Raw genomic sequence first — 22,016 nt, 5'->3', positions numbered from 1 at the left:
GGGCGCTGAACGCCTTAGTCGAGTCGCGGCAGCAGGGTCAGGGCGAGATGCAGGCCGAGCCGGTCGCGCCCGGAGTCCAGGTCGAGGCCGGTGAGCTTCTCGATCCGCTCCAGCCGGTGGTAGAGCGTCTGCCGGTGGATCCCGAGCGCCTGGGCGGCGCGTTGCGCGCTGCCGGCCTCGTCGAGGTACGTCAGAGCCGTGCGGACGAGCTCGTCGCCGCCCTCGCGCAGCAGCCGCTCGATCCCGGGCCTGGTCACGGCCTGGCGCAGCCGCGGGTCGGCCGCGACGCCGAGCAGCCGGTACACGCCGAGGTCCGGCCATTCGAGCGGGCCCGAGGCTCCCGGCTCGTACGCGCCGACGCGGGCCGCGATGCGCGCCTGGAGCCAGGAGTCGCGGGCCTCGGCGAGCGTGCCGACCGGGCCGCCGATCCCGGCGACGACCGGCTCGTCGGAGGCGGTGCCGCGCAGCGCGGCGAGCGCGGCCCTGGCGACCGCCCGAGCCTGCGCCAGATCCTCGGCGGCGCCGAGCGGGACGATGAAGGTGGACCCCAGCTCGGCCGTGCCGACCAGCACGGTGCGCGGCAGCCGCCAGGCGTTGACCGGCACCGGGGCCTGCTCGCCGCCGACCGAGCGCAGCACCACGACGGCGACCGGCGTCGCCTCCGTCCTGGCCCAGGACTCCGCGATCTCGCGCGCGGCCGTGGCCCGGGTCTCCGGGTAGGTGGAAAGCAGTTCGCCGACCTTCCAGCCCAGGTCGTCGCGCAGCCGCGAGTGCCGGGCCAGCTCCATCCCGGCGCGGTTGGCCAGGTCGAGCAGCTCGGGCAGCACCGCCGGGTCGACCGCGTGGTCCTCGACCAGCCACAGGTAGCCGTAGGTGACGGACTGCCAGCGCACCGGGACGCACACGCGGCCGAACAGGTGCCGCTCCGGATCGGCCGGGATGTGGACGGGACCGTCGGCCCGGGCGATGCCGAAGGACTCGTAGTAGCGTCGCACCTGGGACGTCGAGCGGCGGGTCAGGATCGAGTCCCGGCGCACCTCGTCGGCGACGGACTGGTGCGAGCAGAACGCGACGAGGTTGAACTCGCGGTCCTCCAGGGTGACCGCCATCTCGGTGATCCTGGCCGCGTCGTCCACCAGGTCCTGCAGGTCCGGGACCATCGCGCTACCTCTCATGATCCGCCGATCCGGCGCACTCATCATACAATTGTCTGAAGAAGTTGTTCGCTCGGACAGACGCATGTCTCTCGCCGGGGGGCGGCCGGACTCCTTACCGTGTGCGCGGACAGGACGTTCCGCTCTCGGAGGCAAGCAGTGGCCGCAGTGCTCTCAACCGTCTTACTCAGGGCCTCGCGCAGCCCCTTCGCGCGCCGGGCCGTGACCTCGATCCCGGTCACCCGCAAGGTCGTCGACCGCTTCGTGGCCGGCGAGGACATGGACGCCGCGATCTCGGCGGTCCGCGCGCTCAAGGCGCAGGGCCTCTACGCGACGCTCGACCACCTCGGCGAGGACACCACCTCCGCCGCGCAGGCGGCCGGGATCCGGGACAGCTACGTCGCGCTGCTGGCCCGGCTCAAGGCCGAGGGGCTGGCGGACGCGGCCGAGGTCTCCGTGAAGCTCTCCGCGCTCGGCCAGGCGCTGCCCGGCGGCGGCGAGCAGCTGGCCCTGGACAACGCGCGGGCCGTCTGCGTCGCGGCGGCCGACGCGGGCACGACCGTGACCCTCGACATGGAGGACCACACCACCATCGACTCCACGCTGCGCGTGCTCAAGGTGCTGCGCGAGGACTACCCGTGGGTCGGCGCCGTGCTCCAGTCGATGCTGCACCGCACCGAGCAGGACTGCCGCGACCTGGCGTACCCCGGCTCGCGCGTACGCCTGGTCAAGGGCGCGTACGCCGAGCCCGCGTCCGTCGCGCACCAGGACAAGCCCGAGGTCGACGCCGCGTACGAGCGCTGCCTGGCGATCCTGATGGCGGGCGGCGGCTACCCGATGGTGGCCTCGCACGACTCCAGGATGATCCGCGCCGGCCGCGCCGCCGCGCAGGCCAACGGCCGCACCGCCGGGGACCACGAGTTCCAGATGCTCTACGGCATCCGGCAGGACGAGCAGCTGAAGGCGGCCCGGGCCGGCGAGCGGATGCGCGTCTACGTGCCCTTCGGCACCGACTGGTACGGCTACTTCATGCGCCGGCTGGCCGAACGGCCCGCGAACGTCGCCTTCTTCCTCCGTGCCCTGATCGGCCGCTGACCCGAAGCCTCGAAAGGAACCCCCACCGTGGACGCAGTCACCAACGTTCCGCAGCCGGTCAACGAGCCGGTGCTGGGGTACGCCCCGAACTCGCCCGAGCGGGCGAGCCTGATGCAGGCCCTGGACGAGCTGCAGACGCATCCCGTCGACCTGACGATGACGATCGGCGGAGCCCAGCGGATGGGCGGCGGCGGCAAGCAGGACGTCGTCCAGCCGCATAACCACCGGCACGTGCTCGGCACCCTCGGCGAGGCCACCCGGCAGGACGCGCAGGACGCGATCGACGCCGCCGCCAAGGCCTCGAAGGACTGGCGCGAGCTGTCCTTCGACGACCGCGCCGCCGTCTTCCTGAAGGCCGCCGACCTGCTCTCCGGCCCGTGGCGGGCCCGGCTGAACGCGGCCACCATGCTCGGCCAGTCGAAGACCGCGCAGCAGGCCGAGATCGACGCGGCCTGCGAGCTCGCCGACTTCTGGCGCTACAACGTCGCGTTCGCCCGGCAGATCCTGCAGGAGCAGCCGACCTCCAGCGCCGGCGTGTGGAACCGCACCGACTACCGGCCGCTCGAGGGCTTCGTCTACGCGATCACGCCGTTCAACTTCACGGCGATCTCCGGCAACCTGCCCACCGCCCCGGCGCTGATGGGCAACACCGTGCTGTGGAAGCCCTCGGTGACCCAGCAGTTCTCCGCGCACCTGCTGATGCGGCTGCTGGAGGAGGCGGGCCTGCCCGCGGGCGTGATCAACATGCTGACGGGCAGCGGCATCCCGGTCTCCGAGGTGGCGCTCGCGCACCCGGACCTCGCGGGCATCCACTTCACCGGCTCCACCAAGACCTTCCAGCACCTCTGGCGCACGGTCGGCGAGAACATCGCGGGCTACCGCTCGTACCCGCGGCTCGTGGGCGAGACCGGCGGCAAGGACTTCGTGCTCGCACACGCCAGCGCCGACCCGGCCGTCGTGAAGACCGCGCTGACCCGCGGCGCCTTCGAGTACCAGGGCCAGAAGTGCTCGGCCGCCTCGCGCGCCTACCTGCCGCGCGGGCTGTGGAACCAGATCAAGGACGAGCTGATCGCCGAGGTCGACGGCCTGACCATGGGCGACGTCACCGACCTGTCCAACTTCATGGGCGCGGTCATCGACGAGCGCGCGTTCGCCAGGCACAAGGCGGCGATCGACCGGGCGCACGCCGCGCCCGACATCGACGTCCTGGCCGGCGGCACCTACGACGACGCGCAGGGCTACTTCGTGCGCCCGACGATCCTCACGTCGCAGAACACGGACGACGAGATCTTCACCACCGAGTACTTCGGGCCGATCCTGTCCGTGCACGTCTACGACGAGGCCGACTTCGACGCGGTCGTCGAGCGCATCGACCACACCTCGCCGTACGCGCTGACCGGCTCGATCCTGGCCGGCGACCGCGGCGTGCTGGCCAGGGCCGCGCACGGCCTGCGCTTCGCGGCGGGCAACTTCTACCTCAACGACAAGCCAACCGGCGCCGTCGTCGGCCAGCAGCCCTTCGGCGGCGGCCGCGCCTCCGGCACCAACGACAAGGCCGGCTCCGCGCAGAACCTGCTGCGCTGGGCCAGCCCGCGCTCGATCAAGGAGACCTTCGTCCCCGCCACCGACCACCGTTACCCGCACATGGGCTGACGGGAAGTAGGAAACGGCCCCTCCGCCCAGAAGGCGGAGGGGCCGTTTTCCGTTCCTAGAACTGCGAATCAGGCGGTGTAGCCCGGCATCGGGAAGCCGCCGAGCAGGTCGCGGACCTCGCCGGCGACGGTGTCCAGGTCCTTGGCGACGTCCGCGTCGTCCAGCGGGCCGCGGCCGGCCGCGGTGACCGCGCGCTCGATCCACGCGGCGATCTGCGGCATGTGCGCGGTGGTCAGGCCGCGGGTGGTGATCGCGGCCGAGCCCAGGCGCAGGCCGGAGGGGTCGAACGGACGGCGCGGGTCGAAGGGCACCGCGTTGAAGTTCAGCTCGATGCCGGCCGCGTCCAGCGCCTTGGCCGCCACCTTGCCGGTGACCGCCTTGTTCGTCAGGTCGACGAGCAGCAGGTGGTTGTCCGTGCCGCCGGAGACCAGGTCGAAGCCGCGCTCGGTGAGCGCCGCCGCGAGGGCCTTGGCGTTGGCCACCACGCCCGCCGCGTAGTCCTTGAAGTCGGGCCGGGCCGCCTCGGCCAGCGCCACCGCGATCGCCGCCGTGGTGTGGTTGTGCGGACCGCCCTGCAGGCCGGGGAAGACGGCCTTGTCGATCGCCTTCGCGTGCTCCTCGGTGGAGAAGAGCATCGCGCCGCGCGGACCGCGCAGCGTCTTGTGCGTGGTGGTGGACACGACGTCCGCGTGGCCGAACGGGGTCGGGTGCGCGCCGCCCGCGACCAGGCCGGCAATGTGCGCCATGTCGGCCAGCAGGATCGCGCCGACCTCCTTGGCGATCTCGGCGAAGGCCGCGAACTCGATGGTGCGCGGGATGGCCGTGCCGCCCGCGATGATCATCTTGGGCCGCTCGCGCAGCGCGATCTCGCGCACGTCGTCCATGTCGACCCGGCCGGTCTCCTTGCGCACGCCGTAGTGCGTGGGCCGGAACCACTTGCCGGTGGCCGAGACCGGGGAGCCGTGCGTGAGGTGGCCGCCGTGCGCCAGTTCCATCGAGAGCACGGTGTCGCCCGGGTTCATGAACGCCAGGTACACGGCGAGGTTCGCGGGCGAGCCCGAGTACGGCTGCACGTTGGCGTGCTCGGCGCCGAACAGCGACTTGGCCCGGTCGATCGCGAGCCGCTCGAGCTGGTCGACGACCTGCTGGCCCTCGTAGTAGCGCTTGCCGGCGTAGCCCTCGGAGTACTTGTTGGTGAAGACGGTGCCGGTGGCCTCGAGAACGGCCGTCGAGACGTAGTTCTCGGACGCGATCATCCGGATCTTGTCGTGCTGGCGCTGGGCCTCGGCCTGCACCAGGTTCGCGATCTCGGGATCGGCGGCCGTCAGGTGGGGAACAGCGGGCTCGTGCATGGTGCCTCCAGGTCAGTGACTCGACATGTTGGCGGCCACCCAGGCGCACGGTGCCCACTGTCGTGATTCCAAGCCGCTCCCCGGTGGTCCGTTCCACCTCGCTGGCGCCAGTCGCGGCCTTCCCTGAGGGAATCCTATCGGCCCGCGGGCACCAGTCGCGCCACGCATTCCACGTGCTGGGTCATCGGGAACAGATCGAAGGCGCGCAGGGTGTCGAGCTCGTACCCCTGCTCGGCGAAGTAGCCGAGGTCGCGGGCGAGCGCCGCCGGGTCGCATGCGACGTACGCGACGACGCGCGGGCGCAGCGCGGTGATTCCCTCGACCACCTTCCGGCCCGCTCCCGACCGCGGTGGGTCGAGCACGACGACCTCTGCCTCGAAGCCCTCGGGAGCGTCTTTGAGGGCCTTGTCCACGCGGTCTTCGACGATGGTGATCTGGTCGTAGCTCTCCAGGTTGACGAGCGCGTCCTCGACCGCGCCCTTGTCCGACTCGACCGCGACGACCTCGCCGTCCTCGCCGACCGCCTCGGCCAGCCCGGCGGCGAACAGCCCCACGCCGCAGTAGAGGTCCATGGCGGTCTCGCCCGGCCGCGCCTCCACGGCGGCCAGCACGGCTTCGCTGAGCACGTCCGCTGCGGCCGGGTGCACCTGCCAGAAGCCGGAGCCGCTGACCTTCCAGGTGCGGCCCGCGGCCACCTCGCGGACCTGCGCCCGGCCGTGTACGCGGCGTGCGCCGCCCTCGCCGTCCCCGCGCAGCACCGAGACGGGCACGTCCAGTTCGACGATCGGCATCCGGCCGTGCGGCTTCGGCAGCGGCGTCACGACGACGGCCCGGTCCGAGGATCCGCTCGCGGCGATCACCTCGACGCCGGCCACGCCCTCCCACGTCCGCTGCTCGGCCCCGACCTCCTCGACGCCGGGTGCCGCGATCGCGCAGGCCTCGACGGGCACGATGTCGTGCGAACGGCTCTTGCGCAGGCCCAGCCGCCCCTTGTCGTCGACGGCGAACTGCACGCGGGTGCGCCAGCCGAGGCCGTCCGGCGTGCCCGGCGCCTGCTCGACCTCGACTTTGCGATCGATCCCGGCGAGCCGACGCAGCTGCTCCTCGACGACGGCGGCCTTCAGCCGGCGCTGCGCCTCGGGCGCGACGTGTTGCCAATCACATCCGCCGCAGCCGCCCGCGCCCGCATACCGGCAGGGCGCCTCGACGCGGTCGGCCGAGGCCTCCAGGATCTGCACGGCGTCCGCGCGCAGGTAGCGGTCGCCCGCGTGCCCCTCCGTCACCTGCGCCAAGACCCGCTCGCCGGGCAGCGCGTGCCGCACGAAGACGGCGCGGCCCTCGTGCCGGCCGACGCAGAATCCGCCGTGCGCCACCCGTTCCACGGCCACCTCGAAGCGCTCGCCGACGAGCGAGGGGCCGGCGTCGGTGCGGGAAACGGGACGTTTTGAAGAAGCAGCGCGCGGCACGGCGGTTGTCGTTTCTGTCGCAGGGGGATCGGACACTCAAGGGTAGGCCGTCCGCCGCCGCACCCGCACAGACAACCGGAACCGGCGGATGATAGGAACGACACCTGAGCCGGGCGTACGCCCCGCTCACCGCCCCGACGACACTTCGACGAGGAGACCCGGTAACTGTGCATATCGTGATCATGGGCTGCGGCCGCGTGGGGTCCACGCTGGCCCTGAGCATGGAGGAACTGGGGCACAGCGCCGCCGTGATCGACCAGGACCCGCAGGCCTTCCGCCGCCTCGGCGGGAGCTTCCGCGGCCGCCGCGTCACCGGGACCGGGTTCGACCGGGACACGCTCATCGCCGCCGGCATCGAGGGCGCCGGCGCCTTCGCCGCCGTCTCCAGCGGCGACAACTCGAACATCATCGCGGCCCGGGTGGCCCGCGAGACCTTCGGCGTGGAGAACGTCTGCGCCCGCATCTACGACCCGCGGCGCGCGGAGATCTACGAGCGGCTCGGCATCCCCACCGTCGCCACCGTCCGCTGGACCGCGGACCAGATGCTACGCCGGCTGCTGCCCGGCGGCTCCGAGGAGCATTGGCGCGACCCCTCCGGCGCCGTCGCGATCGTCGAGGTGCACGTGGCCCCGGTCTGGGTGGGCCAGCGGGTGAGCCGGCTCGAGGCCGTCTCCGAGACCCGTGTGGCGATGCTCACCAGGCTGGGCAAGGGCATGCTGCCCGACCACGACACGGTCCTGCAGGAGGGCGACCTGGTGCACGTGGCGCTGCGCACCGCCGAGCAGGCGCAGGTTGAGGAGATCTTCGCGAAGGGACCGGAGCACTGATGCGCGTCGCGATCGCCGGAGCCGGCAACGTCGGCCGCTCCATCGCCGTGGAACTGCTGGAGAACGGCCACGAGGTGCTGCTCGTGGACAAGGAGCCGCACCGGATCGCGGTGGACGAGCTGCCGCGCGCCGAGTGGCTGCTGGCCGACGCCTGCGAGATCGCCTCGCTGGACGAGGCCGGGCTGCAGCGCTGCAACGTGGTCATCGCCGCGACCGGCGACGACAAGGCGAACCTGGTCGTCTCGCTGCTCGCGAAGACCGAGTACGGGGTGCCGCGCGTGGTGGCCCGGGTCAACCACCCGAAGAACGAGTGGCTGTTCAACGACGCCTGGGGCGTGGACGTGGCCGTTTCCACCCCGCGTCTGATGTCCGCGCTGGTCGAGGAGGCCGTCTCGGTCGGCGACCTGGTCCGGGTGCTGCGCTTCAGCCAGGGCGACGCCAACCTGGTCGAGCTGACCCTGCCCGCCGACGCGCCGCTGGTCGGCACCGTCATCGGCGACGTGGACTGGCCCGAGGACACGGCGCTGGTCGCGGTGCTGCGCGGCGGCCGCGTGGTCGTGCCGACCCCGGAGGACCCGCTGGAGGGCGGCGACGAGCTGCTGTTCGTCGCGGCGCCGGACCGGGAGCAGCAGCTCGAGGATCTGCTCAACAGCGCGTGAGTGAACGCGGCACCCGAAGGAGGGTCAGCGCTCTTTTTCGGGTGCCGCGTCCGCGGCTTGCTTCACGTCCGGCAGCGGGGCCTTGCGGATGACCTGCCAGCAGCAGTAGGCGACCGCCAGGTAGAGCGGGTAGCCGAGGACGATCTTCGCGACGCCGAGCGCGTCCACCTGGCCGGACAGGTACAGCGGCACCTCGACGCACACCCGCAGCACGAACATCGCCGCGAGCATCCAGGTCGAGAGGGTGAACGCGCGCATCCGCGCCGGGTGCTGCCGCCAGGCCATCATCTCGCCGGTCACCGGCCCGAGCACGACGCCGACGATCGGCCAGCGCAGCAGGGCGCTGGCGGAGAAGAGGATCGCCTCGCCGATGTTGAGCAGCACGCCCGGCAGGTAGAAGCCCTTGGCCTGCCCGGAGAAGTGCGCCACGGCCGCGCAGACCAGGACGCCGAACAGGCCGCCCAGCGCGTGCTGCAGGGTGTCCCGCTTGACCACCCGGACCGCGCTGAGCACCGCGGCGACCGCGATGGCGCCCCAGATCGCGCCGGTCAGGTTCCGGGTGATCCCGTAGACCAGGATGAACAGGACGCTGGGCAGGCCGACCTCGGCCAGGCCGCGGCGGCCGCCGAAGGCGGCGAACACGGACGCCTCGTAGGCGGCCAGCCGCTCTTCGTGCGACTGGCCGTCGGCGTCGGGTCCCGGCGTCATTGCGGCGGCTTCGGCAGACATGTCTGGCATGGTACCCGGCGCGGCCGGGCTTGTCGGGGGTTCGGCGCACCAGTCGGCGGCGTACCGCCTGCGCGGGTGGCGCCCCGAACCCCGTCCACGGCCGTCAGCGGATCTCGGTGATCTCCGGACCGCGCTCGAACGGGTTGACGTCCCCGCCCCCGCTGTACGGGGAGGCCGGCGGCGCCGGGGTGCCCGCGGCGGCGGCCGGGTCGGTGGGCTGGGCCTGCGGCGGCAGCCGCAGCGGGATCGGGTCGCGCGGGGCCATCGCCTGGGTGCCGCGCACCACGACCACGTCCCGGAAGACCTGCTCGACGACGGCGGCGGCCTGCGGCTGCACCGCGGCCTGGCCGGAGATCACCGCGCGCAGGAACCAGCGCGGCCCGTCGGCGCCGAGGAAGCGCACCACCTGAACGCCCTGGCTGCCGTCCGGCAGCCGGACCGGGACCCGGGCGCGCAGCTCGGGGCCGAAGGCGCCCACGCCCTTGTCGATCACGCCGCCCTGCTTGGTCACCTCGACGGAGATCTCGTCGCGCACCTCGGACCAGATGCCCTCGCTGCGCGGCGCGGCGAACGCCTGGAGCTGGATCGCGCTCTGCCCGAGCACCACGGTGATCGCCATCACCTGCTGCTGCTCGGAGACCTCGAGGCGCACCTCCATCCCGGGGACGGCGGGCACCAGCAGCCCGCCGAGGTCCACCCGGCCCTCCAGCGGCTTGTCGACCTCCGTCTCGTCCCAGGGGCCGTTCTTGCGCTCTTCCGGCGCCTCGGCCGTCTTCCGCGGGGCCGCGTCGTCCTTCGGCTCCTGTCCGAGTACGTCCTCGGACTCCAGCTCGGCATCCTCGGCCGCCGCGCGGCCTCGCCGTCGGAACATCGCTGTCTTCTCCCCATCGATGTGATTCGCTACAGCCGGACTATAACCCGGCTGACGCGGTTTACCCTTCCGGGCCGAAACCCGCGGCTACCGTCCGGTGGAGCCGTGGCCCCCGGCGCCGCGCTCGCTGGCCGGCAGCTCGGCGACCTCCGTGAAGCGGGCCCGCTCGACCCGCTGGAAGACCAGCTGGGCCACCCGGTCCCCGCGGCGGAAGCTGACCGGGCTGTTCCGGTCCAGATTGACCACGATGACCTTGATCTCGCCGCGGTAGCCCGCGTCGATCGTGCCCGGGGTGTTGACCAGCGAGACCCCGTAGCGCGCGGCGAGGCCGGAGCGCGGGTGCACGAACGCGGCGTAGCCCTCCGGCATCGCCACCGCGATCCCGGTCGGCAGCACCGCTCGCTCGCCCGGACCGAGCTCGGCGTCGACGGCCGTGCGCAGATCCGCCCCGGCGTCCCCGGGCAGGGCGTACGAGGGCAGCGGAAGGTCCGGGTCGAGGCGCCGGATCAGGACGTCGACGTCGGTCTTCTCCGGGCGCAGTGCGGTGTCCACAAGGCGCACCCTATCCCCTACGCCGCAGACCGCGCGCGGGTAGCGTCCCAAGGTGCGGGTCACGCCCCAAGCTGCGCGGCGTGACCTCCGGTGACGGGTGAGCGGGGACACCGGATCAGGGGTTGAGCTCGAACGCTTTCAGCGAACGGTAGGTCTGGGGGTCCTCCAGCACCGCCTGGACCTCCTCGGCGCGGCCGTTGCTGGTGAAGTGCTCCAGCTTGACCGCGACGAACAGCGCGGCCGCCCTGGCGACGAGCAGGCCCTGCGGACCGTCGAGCCGGGCCTCGGCCCGGTGGTAGAGCTTGCGGCCCGCCCGGCCGACGCACCAGGCGCTGAAGTGCACGGTGCGGCCCACCGGGACCGGCTTCACGTAGTCCGTCTCCAGCCGCCCGGTCACCGCGGGGACGTGCAGCATCCAGCTGACCGCGCCCATCACCTCGTCGAACGCGGTGGCGAGCAGGCCGCCGTGGATGAGGCCGGGAGCGCCCTGGTGCCCCGGCGCGACCTCGAACTCGGCGGTCACCGAGACACCCTCGCCGGCCCGGACATGCAGGTGCAGTCCCTCCGGACGCTCCTCGCCGCAGCCGAAGCACTGCGCGTAGTGGGTGCCGAGGCCCTTGCCGGGCTGCGGGGCGTCGGGGTGGCGCTCGGGCAGGACGGCGTCGGCGGGCGGGTCCGTGGGGCCGCGGTAAGAGGCGGCGGCGTCCTGGGCGGCGTTCATGCCCCCACATTACTCACCGGTAACTCTGAAAAGCCAGCCACCCCTGCGAGCGGCCCGGGCGTCGTGTGTGACGCTAGGGGGCATGACTCCCGCCGAATCGCCCGCCTACCGCGAGCAGCTGCGCGCCCCGATGTCCTGGTACTTCATCGGCTTCCTGTTCGGCCTCTCGCTGGCCTTGATCTTCCTCTGGTTCGGCCCCTACGCGTCGCTCGCCGGGCTGGTCGGCGGCACGCTGCTGTCGGCCTGGGTCGTCGCCTCCTACGGCCGCGTCGGCATCGAGCTCTCCGGCGACTCGCTCACGGCCGGGCCGGCCACGCTGCCGCTCGCCGCGCTCGGCGAGGCCCGCGCCCTGTCGGCCGAGCAGGCCAGGGCGCTGCAACGGCACGAGGCTGATCCCCGCGCGTTCATGCTGCTGCGAAGCTACGTGCGGACCGCGGTGCGGGTCGAAGTGGTCGACCCGCAGGATCCGCACCCCTACCTGTACCTGTCCTCCCGGCACCCGGAGAAGCTCGCCGCTGCGTTCGCGCGGGCGAACGCAGCGGCCGGCAGCTGAACCCGAGGCAGGTTCACGCGCAGTCCCGGCACACCGGCATCCCGTCGCGCTCGAAGGCGAGCTGCGACTGGTGGTGCACCAGGAAGCAACGGGAGCAGGTGAACTCGTCCGCCTGCCTCGGCAGGACGCGGACGCTCAGCTCCTCATTGGACAGGTCGGCGCCTGGGAGCTCGAGCGACTCGTTGTCGCCCTCCTCCAGGTCGACCACGGCAGCGGTCTTGTCGACACGCCGTGCCTTGAGCTCCTCCAGGGAGTCCTCGTTGAGTTCGTCGTCCGTCTTGCGCGGCGTGTCGTAATCGGTAGCCATCTTCCCTCTCCCCCTTCAGGTGGTTCACAGGTCGTTCAGGGCACGTAACGTATCGGGCGCCGAAGTTGTGCCCGATACGAAGCGCAGATTTTGCCCTACTTCAAGCCTCGTTACGCAACCGACACCCATTCGCATCAACCGAACGGGTGGTCTGGCAGGATGGTTCCCGACTGTCCCCACCGCGTCCGGAAAGGCACCGCGATGCCCGTCTACGCCCTCGGCGACCTCGTTCCCGAGATCCATCCGGAAGCCTACGTGCACCCGGAAGCGACGGTGATCGGCCAGGTCAGCGTGGGTGCGGGCAGCACGGTCTGGCCGGGCGCCGTGCTGCGCGGCGACTACGGCCGGATCTCGGTCGGCGAGCGCACCTCCATCCAGGACGGAACTGTGGTGCATGCCACAGAGGAACTCGAGACGAAGATCGGCAGCGATTGTGTGGTTGGTCACATCGCGCACCTCGAGGGCTGCGTGGTGGAGGACGGCTGCCTCGTCGGCTCGGGCAGCGTGCTGCTGCACCGGGTCCTGGTGCGCTCTGGGGGCCTCGTAGGGGCCGGTGCGGTGGTCGCCCCAGGTACGGAGGTGCCGGCGCGTGCCATGGCCCTCGGAGTGCCCGCGAAGATCCGTCTGGACGCCGTCCAGGAGGGCAGCTTCGCGGACGCGGTGGACCGGTACGTCGCGAACGGCAAGCGGTACGCGCAGGAGCTGCGCCGGATCGACTGACCGCCGAAGGGGCCGGCACCCGGATCGACTAGCGGCCGGAGGTGTCCGCGGGCACCCAGACACGCACGATCAGCCCGCCCTCGGGCCGCGCCTGCACCCCGATCCGGCCGCCGTGGGCCCGGACGATCGAGCGCACGATGGACAGCCCGAGGCCCGCGCCGCGGTCGCCCGGCTGCGTCGGAGCGCCCTCGACGCGCAGCCGCCGAAATGGCTCGAACAGCGATTCGACGACTTCCGGCGGCACGATCGGCCCGCTGTTCGCCACGACGAGCAGCCCGTACTCGCCTTGGTCGTAGGTCACCACGTCGACCCAGCCGCCCGTACCGTTCTGGACGTTGTGCCGCATCGCGTTGTGCACCAGGTTCGTCGCGACCTGCTCAAGCAGCGGCCCGTCGCCGCGCACGAGCACCGGATTGAGCTGGGTGCGCAGCTGGAGCCCGCGCTGCGCAGCCTCGGCGCCGCTGAGCGCCACGACGCCCCCCACGACGTCGTTCCAGCGCACCGGCCCGGGCGCGATGACCGCCTGATCGGCCTTGGACAGGGCCAGCAGGCCCTCGATCATCCGCTCCGAGCGGTAGTTATTCGTCAGCAGCCCCTGGGCCAGCAGGACGGTCTCCTGCGGCGTCTCAGGGTCCGCCAGGGCGACCTCCAGCAGCGTGCGGCTGACGGCGAGGGGCGTGCGCAGCTCGTGCGAGGCGTTGCCGGTGAACCGGCGCTGGCTCTCGAAGGCGGCGTCGAGCCGGTCCAGCATCTCGTCGAAGGTCGCGGCGAGCTCGTACAGCTCGTCCCGCGGCCCCTCCGGCGCCAGCCGCGCCCTGGCGTCGAGCGATCCGTCGCCGCGCCGGGCGATCCGCCGCGCCGTCGCCGTCACCGTGCTCAGCGGACGCAGCACCCGCCCGGCCAGCCAGTAGCCGAAACCGAACAGCAACAGGCCGATCACGACCATGCCGAGGCCCGCCGCGAGCCAGATCTGCTGCAGGGTGTCCGCACGCACGGCGGCCTCGCACTGGATCTGCTGCACGACGGTCAGATGCTCGCCGGCGAGCTTCTGCGCCGCGGAGAGCCGGCACCACGACGGCAGGTCCGCCCTCGGGTGGTAGAGCCGCCAGCGCACCAGGAAGTAAGTCACGGTGGTGAGCAGGGTGCCGAAGACGAAGAAGAGCGCGACGAAGATCAACGACAGCTTGGCGCGCACGGTCAGGCCGCGGCGCGCCCGCGGCCCCTCCGGCACCGCCCGCGCCGCGGTGTACTGGCCCGTGACGGTGAGCGGAACGATCGTGCGGGCCAGCGGATCCGGCTCGGTGCTCCCGTTCCCCATTTCAGCCGATCCGGTACCCGGCACCGGGAACCGTCTTGATCACCTGGGGTTCGCCGAGGCGGCGCCGCAAGGTCATCACGGTGACGCGCACCACGTTCGTGAACGGATCGGCGTTCTCGTCCCAGGCCTTCTCCAGCAACTGCTCCGCGCTCACCACCGCCCCGCGGGCCCGCAGCAGCACCTCGAGCACGGCGAACTCCTTGGGCGCCAGCGAAACCGGCTGTCCGTCCCGGGTGACCTCGCGCCGCGCCGGATCCAGCCGGATCCCGGCCGCCTCCAGCACCGGCGGCACCGCGGGCATCGCGCGGCGGCCCAGGGCCCGCACCCGCGCGACGAGTTCGCTGAAAGCGAACGGCTTGCCGAGGTAGTCGTCCGCGCCGAGGCTGAGGCCGGCGACCCGGTCGGAGACCTCGGAGGCGGCCGTGAGCATCAGGATCCGGGTCGCGCCGCCCGCCTCCAGGACCCTGCGGCACAGCTCGTCGCCGTGCATGCCCGGCAGGTCGCGGTCGAGCACCACGACGTCGTAGTCGTTGACCCCGATCCGCTCCCAGGCCTCGCGCCCGTCGTAGACGGCGTCCACCGCCATCGACTCCCGGCGCAGGCCGCGCGCGATCGCGTCCGCGAGCAGCTGCTCGTCCTCGACCACCAGAACCCGCAACGCTCCGCCTTCCGCCGACCGGTGACCCCGCCATCATGCACCCGAGGGGCTAAGGAGCGCGTGAACTCTTCGATTCGCTCGTTTGAAGCCGTGAGACCGGGGAAACCTGACTCGTACGGCCCAACAGCCGCCCCGGACAGCGAACCGCCGGGGTGTGGGCACGCAGCGCATCCGTCCCCGTCCCGGCGCAACCCCCGCGACCCCCTCCGCGGCGCGTCGGACGGACCAGGTCCGGTCAGGCCCCTTGAGCCGATCCGGGCCGAGCCCGTCGAACAGAGCACTGCCAGCACTAAGGAGCACCATGGGAGAGTTCGCCGCCCGCCTGCGCCAGAGGATCGAGGACGCCGAGGCCGCGCTGCGTACCGCCGTCTCCACGCGAGACGTCTACGCGGTCCAGGTCGAACAGGGTGAACTCGATTCGCTGCTTCGCATCGCGGCCGACCACGGCGTCGACCCCAAGATCCACGCGATCGCGGCCTGAGCCGCGTACGCGGCCGACCACCACCCCAGGACCGAGCGGTACTCAGTAGTCCCGGTCGTCCGCCCCGAGGGCGGCCAGGGCGTCGTGCAGGGCCGGGAAGAGCGCGGTACCGGCCGCCAGCACCATCGCCTCCGAGGCGGGAGCCCCGTGGAAACCCTCCACGCGGGCTCCCGCCTCTTGCGCGATCAGGGCGCCCGCCGCGTGATCCCACGGGTTCGTGCCGCGCTCGAAGTAGCCGTCCGCGCGGCCGGCCGCGACGAAGCACAGGTCCAGCGCCGCGCTGCCGCCGCGCCGGATGTCGCGCACCTGCCCGATGAGCCCGGCCACGATCCGGCCCTGCACCTCGCGCCGCCGCGCCTGATAGCCGAAACCGGTGGCGACCAAGGCTTTCGCGAGCCCCTCGGGCTCGGCCACCCGCAGCCGCCGTACGCCGAGCCAGGAGCCCTCGCCGCGCACGCCGGTGAACTCCTCGCCGAGCTGCGGCGCCAGCACCACGCCCGCGACCGTCTCCCCGTCCGCCTCGGCCGCGATCGAGACCGCCCACGCGGGCCGGCCGTAGAGGTAGTTGACGGTCCCGTCGATCGGGTCCACGATCCAGCGCACGCCGCTGGTCCCCGCCTCGGAACCGCCCTCCTCGCCGAGGAATCCGTCCTCCGGCCGGTACCGCCGGATCGCCGCGCGGATCGCCAGCTCCGCGGCGGTGTCCATCTCGGTCACCACGTCGGTCGGGCTGGATTTCGTCTGCGCCACGCCGAGATCCGCCGGACGTCCCTCGACGAGCAGCTTCCCGGCCTCGGCGGCCGCCGCGCGGCCGATCTCCAGAAGTTCCCTGGCGGTCACGGACTCGGTCACGTCTGTCCCCTTCAGTCTCTGCCGCACAGGGCCGGCTTGCCCGGCACCCGCGGGTTCGGGCAGCACCCGGCCGCGCAGACGTCGGGCATCGGCCCGCGCGCGCTCAGCCCGGCCCGCTCCACCGGCTCGCCCCGTTCCGCCGACGAGCGCTCGATCAGCAGGTCGCGGACCAGGGCGACGAAGGCGGGCGCGGTGCCGGGCGTCGCGGCGCGGGCCATCGGCAGGCCCAGCTCCGCGGCGACCTCGGCCGCCTGCGTGTCCAGATCGTGGATCACTTCCATGTGGTCGGAGACGAAGCCGATAGGCACCAGTACCACGGCCGCGGCGCCGTCCGCCGCGCGCTCGCGCAGGTAGTCGCACACGTCCGGCTCCAGCCATGGCTGCGTCGGCGGGCCGCTGCGGCTGCAGTAGACGAGCCGCCACGGCTGCTCGGCCCGCCCGAAGTGCTCGGCGACGCTGTCGGCGACGAGCTGCGCGACCGCCTCGTGCTGCGGCACGTAGTCGCTGGTCTCGCTGTAGGACAGGGGAACCGAGTGCGTGACGAACACCAGCTCGGCGCGCTCGCGCACCTCCGGATCGAGTTCTTCGAACGCTGCGACGGCCGACTCGGCGAAGGGCCCGACGAAGCCGGGATGGTCGAAGTAGGCGCGGATCTTGTCCACGCTCAGCGTGTCCGCGACGCCCGCCTTCTCGACGGCCGCGGCCAGGTCTTCGCGGTATTGCCGGCAGCCGGAGTACGACGAATAGGCCGAAGTGACGAAAACAAGCGCTCGCTTGACCCCGTCCGCGGCCATCCGCTCCAGGGTGTCGGCGAGATACGGGGTCCAGTTCCGGTTGCCCCAGTAGACGGGGATCTCCAGGCCGTGCGCCGCGAAATCGCGTTCGATCTCCGCGATCAGGGCCCGGCACTGCGCGTTGATCGGGCTGACCCCGCCGAACAGGAAGTAGTGCTCGCCGACCGCGGCGAGCCGTTCCGGGGGGATCCCGCGGCCGCGCGTGACGTTCTCCAGGAACGGCACCACCTCTTCGGGCCCCTCCGGGCCGCCGAAGGAGAGCAGCAGCAGAGCGTCGTAAGGCAGCGTTTCCGGCATGGACAAATCCTCGCACGGTGGCCGGGTGCCTCTTGACGCGAGGTCTACGGTCAAGTTGGCTGTCCGACTGTTGAGCGACCGCTGATTGACAAAACGTCCGCACGGCAAGATTGGCTCAGGATGAGCACTTCGACCACCGCACCGGCGACCCGGACCTGGAGCAACTGGGCCGGGAACCAGCAGGCCCGGATGCAGCGGGTGGCGACCCCGTCGAGCCCGCAGGAGGTGGCGGAGACGGTGCGCGACGCGGCCGCGCGGGGCCTGACGGTCAAGCCGGTCGGCAGCGGCCACTCCTTCACCCCGGCCGCGGTGACCGACGGCGTGCAGATCCGCCTGGTCAACCTCGGCCGGCTGCGCGGCGCGGACCACGCGACCGGCCTGGTGACCGCCGAGGCCGGGATGCCGCTGTGGCGGCTGAACGAACTGCTGGCCGAGCAGGGCCTGGCGCTGACGAACATGGGCGACATCCAGGCGCAGACCGTCTCCGGCGCGATCGGCACCGGCACGCACGGCACCGGCCGCTCAAGCGCGTCGATCGCGGCGCAGGTCGCGGGCCTGGAGGTGGTGCTCGCGGACGGCAGCATCGTGGCCTGCAACGCGCTCTCGCACCCGGACCTGTTCGAGGCGGCCAGGATCTCGGTCGGCACCATCGGCGTGATCACCGCCGTCACCTTCCGCACCGAGCCCTCCTTCCTGCTGGAGGCGCGCGAGGAGCCGATGCGGGTGGACGAGGTGCTGGACCGCTTCGACGAACTGCGCACCGAGAACGAGCACTTCGAGTTCTTCTGGTTCCCGCACACGTCGATGACCACGACGAAGCGCAACAACCGCTCCGCGGGCCCCGCCCGGCCGCTGTCCCGGCGCCGCGAGTGGCTGGAGGACGAATTCCTCTCGAACACCGTCTTCTCCGGGATCTGCCGCGTCGGCCGGGCCGCGCCGCGCGCCATCCCGGCGATCAACAAACTCTCCTCGAAGGCGCTGTCCGCGCGCAGCTACGTGGACCGCTCCGACCGCGTCTTCACCTCGCCGCGCACGTTCAAGTTCCTGGAGATGGAGTACGCGCTGCCGGTCGAGGCCGCCGTCCCCGCGCTGCGCGAGGTCAAGCGGATGATCGACCGGGAGAACCTGCGCATCAGCGTCCCGGTCGAGGTCCGCTGCGCACCCGCCGACGATCTGTGGCTCTCCACCTCGCACGGCCGCGACACCGCGTACCTGGCGTTTCACATGTTCCAGGGCATGGACCAGACGCGCTACTTCGACGAGGCCGAGGAGATCATGCTCGCCCACGACGGCCGCCCGCACTGGGGCAAGCTGCACACCCGCGAGCACGACTACTTCGCCGCGGCCTACCCGCGGTTCGCGGACTTCCTCGCGGTGCGCGAGAAGACCGACCCGGACCGCGTCTTCGCCAACAACTACACCCGCCGCATCTTCGGGCCCTGATCCGCAGCGCGCTTCGCCGCGTGCTTCGCTGCGCCGGGTACTTCGCCGCGCCGCGCTGCCGGGTCCGGACGTGCGGCGCCGGAGCAGCTTCCGGCCCGGTTACCTCGCGCTCAGCCCGCCCGGCAGCAGTTCCCCGGTCGCCACGAGGACCGCGGGCCCGGTCATCTCGATCCGCCCGTCTTCGTGCTCGACGATCCGCAGCAGGCCGCCCGGAACCCGCACCTCGTACGGTGTCTCCGGCGCGGCTCCGTCCCGGCGCGCGGCGGCCAGCATCGCCGCGCAGGCGCCGGTGCCGCAGGACCGTGTCTCGCCGGATCCGCGCTCGTGCACCCGCATCGCGATCCGCCGCGGACCGGCCGGCGCGACGAACTCGACGTTCACGCCGTGCGGGTAAGCACTCTCCGGCCGCACCTGCGGCGCCTCCCACAGCCTCCCCGCCTCGGCGACGTCGTCCACGAACACGACCGCGTGCGGATTGCCCATGTCCACGTTCACCGCGGGCAGCCACCGATCCCCGACCAGCACCTCGGCGGACTCGGCCGGCCACACCGAGCGGCCCATGTCGACGGTGACGTCGCCGCCGTCCTCGGGCACGTGCATGTGCTTGACCCCGGCGCGCGTCGCGATGCTGAACCGGCCCGGCTTGGCCAGGTCGTGCGCGACCAGGTAGCGCGCGAAGACGCGCGTGCCGTTGCCGCACATCTCGGCGATCGAGCCGTCGGCGTTGCGGTAGTCCATGAACCAGGGCGCTTCGGTCGCGTCCTGCTCGTAACCCGGCATCGCGGCCGTCGGTACCACGCGCAGCAGGCCGTCCGCCCCGATCCCGGCACGCCGATCGCAGACGGCGGCGACCCACGCGGCGTCCGGGTCGAAGGAGGCATCGACGTCCTCGATGATGACGAAGTCGTTCTCGGTGCCGTGGCCCTTGGTAAACGGGATCATGCGGCCAATGCTACGCGGCGGCGCCGACAGCCTTCGCCGCCGCCGAGATGAGGTCGGCTCGGTCGCGGGCCAGCCACACGGTGTCCTGCGCGCGGCGGAACCACTTCTCCTGGCGCCGCGCGAACTGCCGCGTCTTGAGCGCCGTCTGATCGCGGGCCTCCCGCTCGGCGCAGTGCCCGTCGAGGAAGTCGAGAACCTGCTGGTATCCCAATGCGCGGCTGGCCGTCTCGCCCTCGCGCAGCCCCCGCGGGATCAGCCCGACCACCTCGTCGACCAGGCCCTTCTCCCACATGATGTCGACCCGTCGGGTGATCCGGTCGTCCAGCTCGGCCTTTTCGACGCCGAGGCCGATCCGTACGGTGCCCGGGTAGTGGTAGCCCGCCTCGGGCAGCGAGGCCTGGAACGGCGCCCCCGTCAGCAGCACGACTTCGAGTGCGCGGACGATCCGTCGCCCGTTCGAGGGCAGGATCGCCGCGGCGGAGCGCGGGTCGCGGGCGGCGAGGTCGGCGTGCAGCGCGGCGGACCCCTCGGCCTCGAGTCTCGCCTCGAGCTGCGCGCGCAGCACGGGATCGGTGCCGGGGAAGTCGAAGCCGCCGAGCACGGCGTCCACATACAGCCCGGAGCCGCCCACCAGCACCGGAACGCGATCGGCGGCCAGTAGCGCGTCCACCTCGGCGCGGGCCAGCCGCTGGTACTCGGCGACGGCGGCGCGCTCGGTGACGTCCCAGATGTCCAGCAGATGGTGAGGCACGCCCTCGCGCTCGGCCTCGGTCAGCTTCGCCGTGCCGATGTCCATACCGCGGTAGAGCTGCATGGAGTCGGCGTTGACCACCTCGCCGCCGAACTCCCGCGCGAGGGCGATGCCGAGGTCCGACTTGCCCGCGGCCGTCGGCCCGACCACCGCGATCACCGTCATCGGATCGGCCTCAGCCGCAGGACGGCGCCGCGGGCAGCGGCGCCGGCACCCCGACCGACGGCATGCCCAGCGCGACGGCCGGCTTGCCCTGATCGACGGGCGCCGCCTGCCGGGCAGCCCACGCGTCGCCCGAGCGCAGCCGGCGCAGCGCACGGATCGCCGAACCGCCGCCCTCGCCGTCCGCGATCAGGTGATGCGGCGCGGCCTGCGTGAGGACGACCGTCACCGCGTCACCGGGGCGCGGCAGCCCGTCCTGCGCGGTCTCGCCGACGCTGAAGTGCACGAGCCGGTTGTCCCGCGCGCGGCCGGAGAGCCGGTGCGTGGCGCCGTCCTTGCGCCCCTCCCCTTCCGACACCAGCAGTTCGACCTCGCGGCCGACCAGCGCGCGGTTCTCGGCCCAGGAGATCTCCTCCTGCAGCGGGGCCAGCCGGTCGTAGCGCTCCTGGACGATCTCCTTCGGGATCTGGCCCTCCATCTCGGCGGCGGGCGTGCCCGGTCGCTTCGAGTACTGGAAGGTGAACGCCGAGGCGAAGCGGGCCTCGCGCACGACTTCGAGGGTCTGCTCGAAGTCGGCGTCGGTCTCGCCCGGGAAGCCGACGATGATGTCCGTGGTGATCGCGGCGTGCGGAATGGCCGCGCGGACCCGCTCGATGATGCCGAGGTAGCGCTCGCGTCGGTAGGAGCGGCGCATCGCCTTGAGCACGGCGTCCGAGCCGGACTGCAGCGGCATGTGCAGCGAGGGCATCACGTTCGGCGTCTCGGCCATCGCCTCGATGACGTCGTCGGTGAAGTCGCGCGGGTGCGGGGAGGTGAAGCGGACCCGCTCGAGCCCGTCGATCTGCCCGCAGGCGCGCAGCAGCTTGGAGAAGGCCGCGCGGTCGCCGAACTCGGCACCGTAGGAGTTCACGTTCTGCCCGAGCAGCGTGACCTCGACCACGCCCTCGTCCACCAGCGCCTCGATCTCCCGCAGGATCTCGCCGGGGCGCCGGTCCCGCTCCGTGCCCCGCAGCGAGGGGACGATGCAGAAGGTGCAGGTGTTGTTGCAGCCGACGGAGATCGACACCCACGCCGCGTACGCGGACTCGCGGCGGGTCGGGAGCGTGGACGGGAAGGCCTCCAGCGACTCCTTGATCTCCAGCTGCGCCGCCTCCTGCACGCGGGCGCGCTCCAGCAGGACCGGCAGCGAGCCGATGTTGTGCGTGCCGAACACGACGTCCACCCACGGCGCGCGCCGCTGCACCTCGCCGCGGTCCTTCTGCGCCATGCAACCGCCGACGGCGATCTGCATGCCGGGCTTGCGGGCCTTGACCGAGGCCATGTGCCCGAGGTTGCCGTAGAGGCGGTTGTCCGCGTTCTCGCGCACCGCGCAGGTGTTGAAGACGACCACGTCCGCCTCTTCACCAGCGGCGGAGCGCACGTAGCCAGCCTCCTCGAGGAGTCCGGCCAGGCGCTCGGAATCGTGCACGTTCATCTGGCACCCGTAGGTGCGGATGTCGTAACTCTTCACGTCGTCTCGCTGCGCCATGCCTCCAAGGATATGTCCCCTGGCAGACAGCCTCTGCCGTTACCCGACCGTTATAACCCGGGGTGACGAGCAGGGCTGATTCACGCTACCTTTCAACGTCGAGAAGCACGGCTTCGGGGACGACACGGGGA

The 22,016-nt window shown here is 72.2% G+C and carries 23 protein-coding genes and 1 riboswitch; of the genes, 8 read left to right on the top strand and 15 right to left on the bottom strand.

Going from position 1 to position 22,016, the window contains the following annotated elements:
- Window positions 1-14: 14 nt before the first annotated feature.
- The gene (locus KDK95_RS25845) at window positions 15-1,175 is read right to left on the bottom strand and encodes a PucR family transcriptional regulator (protein ID WP_212520887.1); all 1,161 of its coding nucleotides are present in this window, start codon (window positions 1,173-1,175) and stop codon (window positions 15-17) included.
- Window positions 1,176-1,322: 147 nt separating this feature from the next.
- Between KDK95_RS25845 and KDK95_RS25840 the strand changes: the two genes are divergently transcribed.
- Together KDK95_RS25840 and pruA are read left to right on the top strand one after the other, a co-directional pair.
- Entirely contained in the window at window positions 1,323-2,249 is a 927-nt protein-coding gene (locus KDK95_RS25840; RefSeq protein ID WP_212520895.1) for a proline dehydrogenase family protein, read from the top strand.
- 27 nt (window positions 2,250-2,276) lie between these two features.
- Window positions 2,277-3,902 carry an L-glutamate gamma-semialdehyde dehydrogenase gene (pruA, locus tag KDK95_RS25835; RefSeq protein WP_212520886.1) on the top strand — a complete coding sequence of 542 codons (1,626 nt, stop codon included), beginning with the start codon at window positions 2,277-2,279 and terminating at the stop codon, window positions 3,900-3,902.
- 68 nt (window positions 3,903-3,970) lie between these two features.
- Here pruA and glyA read toward each other — a convergent pair whose 3' ends face one another.
- Both glyA and KDK95_RS37900 read right to left on the bottom strand, forming a co-directional pair.
- A complete protein-coding gene (gene glyA, locus KDK95_RS25830; RefSeq protein ID WP_212520885.1) occupies window positions 3,971-5,254 on the bottom strand; it encodes a serine hydroxymethyltransferase in 1,284 nt (427 codons plus the stop codon).
- Between the two features lie 30 nt (window positions 5,255-5,284).
- A riboswitch (ZMP/ZTP riboswitch) is annotated at window positions 5,285-5,379 on the bottom strand.
- Window positions 5,380-5,388: 9 nt separating this feature from the next.
- Window positions 5,389-6,720 carry a class I SAM-dependent RNA methyltransferase gene (locus KDK95_RS37900; RefSeq protein ID WP_212520884.1) on the bottom strand — a complete coding sequence of 444 codons (1,332 nt, stop codon included), beginning with the start codon at window positions 6,718-6,720 and terminating at the stop codon, window positions 5,389-5,391.
- A 167-nt stretch (window positions 6,721-6,887) separates the two neighbouring features.
- On the opposite strand from KDK95_RS37900, the gene KDK95_RS25820 reads away from it, so the two are divergent.
- Together KDK95_RS25820 and KDK95_RS25815 are read left to right on the top strand one after the other, a co-directional pair.
- Window positions 6,888-7,547 carry a potassium channel family protein gene (locus KDK95_RS25820; RefSeq protein ID WP_212520883.1) on the top strand — a complete coding sequence of 220 codons (660 nt, stop codon included), beginning with the start codon at window positions 6,888-6,890 and terminating at the stop codon, window positions 7,545-7,547.
- Window positions 7,547-8,206 carry a potassium channel family protein gene (locus KDK95_RS25815; RefSeq protein ID WP_212520882.1) on the top strand — a complete coding sequence of 220 codons (660 nt, stop codon included), beginning with the start codon at window positions 7,547-7,549 and terminating at the stop codon, window positions 8,204-8,206. The genes KDK95_RS25820 and KDK95_RS25815 overlap by 1 nt, the downstream gene beginning before the upstream one ends.
- A 24-nt stretch (window positions 8,207-8,230) precedes the next feature.
- Here KDK95_RS25815 and KDK95_RS25810 read toward each other — a convergent pair whose 3' ends face one another.
- The 4 genes from KDK95_RS25810 to KDK95_RS25795 all read right to left on the bottom strand — a co-directional run bounded on the left by KDK95_RS25810 (window position 8,231) and on the right by KDK95_RS25795 (window position 11,079).
- Window positions 8,231-8,935 carry a DUF3159 domain-containing protein gene (locus KDK95_RS25810; RefSeq protein WP_212520881.1) on the bottom strand — a complete coding sequence of 235 codons (705 nt, stop codon included), beginning with the start codon at window positions 8,933-8,935 and terminating at the stop codon, window positions 8,231-8,233.
- Between the two features lie 103 nt (window positions 8,936-9,038).
- Window positions 9,039-9,806: a DUF3710 domain-containing protein gene (locus KDK95_RS25805; protein WP_212520880.1), complete on the bottom strand. Its 768-nt coding sequence runs from the start codon at window positions 9,804-9,806 to the stop codon at window positions 9,039-9,041.
- Between the two features lie 87 nt (window positions 9,807-9,893).
- Window positions 9,894-10,346 carry a dUTP diphosphatase gene (dut, locus tag KDK95_RS25800; RefSeq protein ID WP_282971620.1) on the bottom strand — a complete coding sequence of 151 codons (453 nt, stop codon included), beginning with the start codon at window positions 10,344-10,346 and terminating at the stop codon, window positions 9,894-9,896.
- Window positions 10,347-10,473: 127 nt separating this feature from the next.
- On the bottom strand, window positions 10,474-11,079 hold the full coding sequence (locus KDK95_RS25795) for a PaaI family thioesterase (protein ID WP_249161885.1): 606 nt from the start codon (window positions 11,077-11,079) through the stop codon (window positions 10,474-10,476).
- An 82-nt stretch (window positions 11,080-11,161) separates the two neighbouring features.
- On the opposite strand from KDK95_RS25795, the gene KDK95_RS25790 reads away from it, so the two are divergent.
- Entirely contained in the window at window positions 11,162-11,632 is a 471-nt protein-coding gene (locus KDK95_RS25790; protein WP_212520879.1) for a DUF3093 domain-containing protein, read from the top strand.
- A 13-nt stretch (window positions 11,633-11,645) separates the two neighbouring features.
- Here KDK95_RS25790 and KDK95_RS25785 read toward each other — a convergent pair whose 3' ends face one another.
- On the bottom strand, window positions 11,646-11,939 hold the full coding sequence (locus tag KDK95_RS25785; RefSeq protein ID WP_212520878.1) for a DUF4193 domain-containing protein: 294 nt from the start codon (window positions 11,937-11,939) through the stop codon (window positions 11,646-11,648).
- A 201-nt stretch (window positions 11,940-12,140) separates the two neighbouring features.
- Here KDK95_RS25785 and KDK95_RS25780 point away from each other — a divergent pair, with 201 nt between their 5' ends.
- Window positions 12,141-12,659, top strand: coding sequence for a gamma carbonic anhydrase family protein (locus KDK95_RS25780; protein ID WP_212520877.1), 519 nt, complete (start codon window positions 12,141-12,143; stop codon window positions 12,657-12,659).
- Between the two features lie 28 nt (window positions 12,660-12,687).
- Here the strand turns inward: KDK95_RS25780 and KDK95_RS25775 are convergent, their stop codons facing one another.
- Complete coding sequence (locus KDK95_RS25775; protein WP_212520876.1) at window positions 12,688-13,977, bottom strand: sensor histidine kinase; 1,290 nt, start codon at window positions 13,975-13,977, stop codon at window positions 12,688-12,690.
- 1 nt (window position 13,978) lies between these two features.
- Complete coding sequence (locus tag KDK95_RS25770; protein WP_212520875.1) at window positions 13,979-14,635, bottom strand: response regulator transcription factor; 657 nt, start codon at window positions 14,633-14,635, stop codon at window positions 13,979-13,981.
- Window positions 14,636-14,936: 301 nt separating this feature from the next.
- On the opposite strand from KDK95_RS25770, the gene KDK95_RS25765 reads away from it, so the two are divergent.
- Entirely contained in the window at window positions 14,937-15,116 is a 180-nt protein-coding gene (locus KDK95_RS25765; protein WP_212520874.1) for a hypothetical protein, read from the top strand.
- A 42-nt stretch (window positions 15,117-15,158) separates the two neighbouring features.
- Here KDK95_RS25765 and KDK95_RS25760 read toward each other — a convergent pair whose 3' ends face one another.
- Window positions 15,159-15,968: an inositol monophosphatase family protein gene (locus tag KDK95_RS25760; RefSeq protein ID WP_212520873.1), complete on the bottom strand. Its 810-nt coding sequence runs from the start codon at window positions 15,966-15,968 to the stop codon at window positions 15,159-15,161.
- Window positions 15,969-15,979: 11 nt separating this feature from the next.
- Entirely contained in the window at window positions 15,980-17,059 is a 1,080-nt protein-coding gene (locus KDK95_RS25755; protein WP_212520872.1) for a ferrochelatase, read from the bottom strand.
- A gap of 120 nt (window positions 17,060-17,179) precedes the next feature.
- On the opposite strand from KDK95_RS25755, the gene KDK95_RS25750 reads away from it, so the two are divergent.
- Entirely contained in the window at window positions 17,180-18,502 is a 1,323-nt protein-coding gene (locus tag KDK95_RS25750; RefSeq protein WP_212520871.1) for a D-arabinono-1,4-lactone oxidase, read from the top strand.
- Between the two features lie 99 nt (window positions 18,503-18,601).
- On the opposite strand, the gene dapF is transcribed toward KDK95_RS25750, so the two are convergent.
- The 3 genes from dapF to miaB are packed head-to-tail and all read right to left on the bottom strand — an operon-like array spanning window position 18,602 to window position 21,885.
- The gene (gene dapF / locus KDK95_RS25745; protein ID WP_212520870.1) at window positions 18,602-19,444 is read right to left on the bottom strand and encodes a diaminopimelate epimerase; all 843 of its coding nucleotides are present in this window, start codon (window positions 19,442-19,444) and stop codon (window positions 18,602-18,604) included.
- 10 nt (window positions 19,445-19,454) lie between these two features.
- Entirely contained in the window at window positions 19,455-20,360 is a 906-nt protein-coding gene (gene miaA / locus KDK95_RS25740; RefSeq protein WP_212520869.1) for a tRNA (adenosine(37)-N6)-dimethylallyltransferase MiaA, read from the bottom strand.
- A 10-nt stretch (window positions 20,361-20,370) separates the two neighbouring features.
- On the bottom strand, window positions 20,371-21,885 hold the full coding sequence (gene miaB / locus KDK95_RS25735; RefSeq protein WP_212520868.1) for a tRNA (N6-isopentenyl adenosine(37)-C2)-methylthiotransferase MiaB: 1,515 nt from the start codon (window positions 21,883-21,885) through the stop codon (window positions 20,371-20,373).
- Between the last annotated feature and the right edge of the window lie 131 nt (window positions 21,886-22,016).

Origin of the sequence: Actinospica acidithermotolerans (genome assembly GCF_018139625.1) — a bacterium.
Lineage (GTDB): Bacteria > Actinomycetota > Actinomycetes > Streptomycetales > Catenulisporaceae > Actinospica > Actinospica acidithermotolerans.
The sequence above is the reverse complement of the archived record's forward strand: the minus strand, read 5'-3'. Positions and strand labels throughout refer to the sequence as shown.

Bases quoted from the DNA above. Each gene is read 5' to 3' on its own strand.
- KDK95_RS25845 (WP_212520887.1), bottom strand. From the start codon at position 1,175: ATGAGAGGTAGCGCGATGGTCCCGGACCTGCAGGACCTGGTGGACGAC.
- glyA (WP_212520885.1), bottom strand. From the start codon at position 5,254: ATGCACGAGCCCGCTGTTCCCCACCTGACGGCCGCCGATCCCGAGATC.
- KDK95_RS25815 (WP_212520882.1), top strand. From the start codon at position 7,547: ATGCGCGTCGCGATCGCCGGAGCCGGCAACGTCGGCCGCTCCATCGCC.
- KDK95_RS25810 (WP_212520881.1), bottom strand. From the start codon at position 8,935: ATGTCTGCCGAAGCCGCCGCAATGACGCCGGGACCCGACGCCGACGGC.
- KDK95_RS25805 (WP_212520880.1), bottom strand. From the start codon at position 9,806: ATGTTCCGACGGCGAGGCCGCGCGGCGGCCGAGGATGCCGAGCTGGAG.
- KDK95_RS25795 (WP_249161885.1), bottom strand. From the start codon at position 11,079: ATGAACGCCGCCCAGGACGCCGCCGCCTCTTACCGCGGCCCCACGGAC.
- KDK95_RS25790 (WP_212520879.1), top strand. From the start codon at position 11,162: ATGACTCCCGCCGAATCGCCCGCCTACCGCGAGCAGCTGCGCGCCCCG.
- KDK95_RS25785 (WP_212520878.1), bottom strand. From the start codon at position 11,939: ATGGCTACCGATTACGACACGCCGCGCAAGACGGACGACGAACTCAAC.
- KDK95_RS25780 (WP_212520877.1), top strand. From the start codon at position 12,141: ATGCCCGTCTACGCCCTCGGCGACCTCGTTCCCGAGATCCATCCGGAA.
- KDK95_RS25775 (WP_212520876.1), bottom strand. From the start codon at position 13,977: ATGGGGAACGGGAGCACCGAGCCGGATCCGCTGGCCCGCACGATCGTT.
- KDK95_RS25765 (WP_212520874.1), top strand. From the start codon at position 14,937: ATGGGAGAGTTCGCCGCCCGCCTGCGCCAGAGGATCGAGGACGCCGAG.
- KDK95_RS25755 (WP_212520872.1), bottom strand. From the start codon at position 17,059: ATGCCGGAAACGCTGCCTTACGACGCTCTGCTGCTGCTCTCCTTCGGC.
- KDK95_RS25750 (WP_212520871.1), top strand. From the start codon at position 17,180: ATGAGCACTTCGACCACCGCACCGGCGACCCGGACCTGGAGCAACTGG.
- dapF (WP_212520870.1), bottom strand. From the start codon at position 19,444: ATGATCCCGTTTACCAAGGGCCACGGCACCGAGAACGACTTCGTCATC.
- miaA (WP_212520869.1), bottom strand. From the start codon at position 20,360: ATGACGGTGATCGCGGTGGTCGGGCCGACGGCCGCGGGCAAGTCGGAC.
- miaB (WP_212520868.1), bottom strand. From the start codon at position 21,885: ATGGCGCAGCGAGACGACGTGAAGAGTTACGACATCCGCACCTACGGG.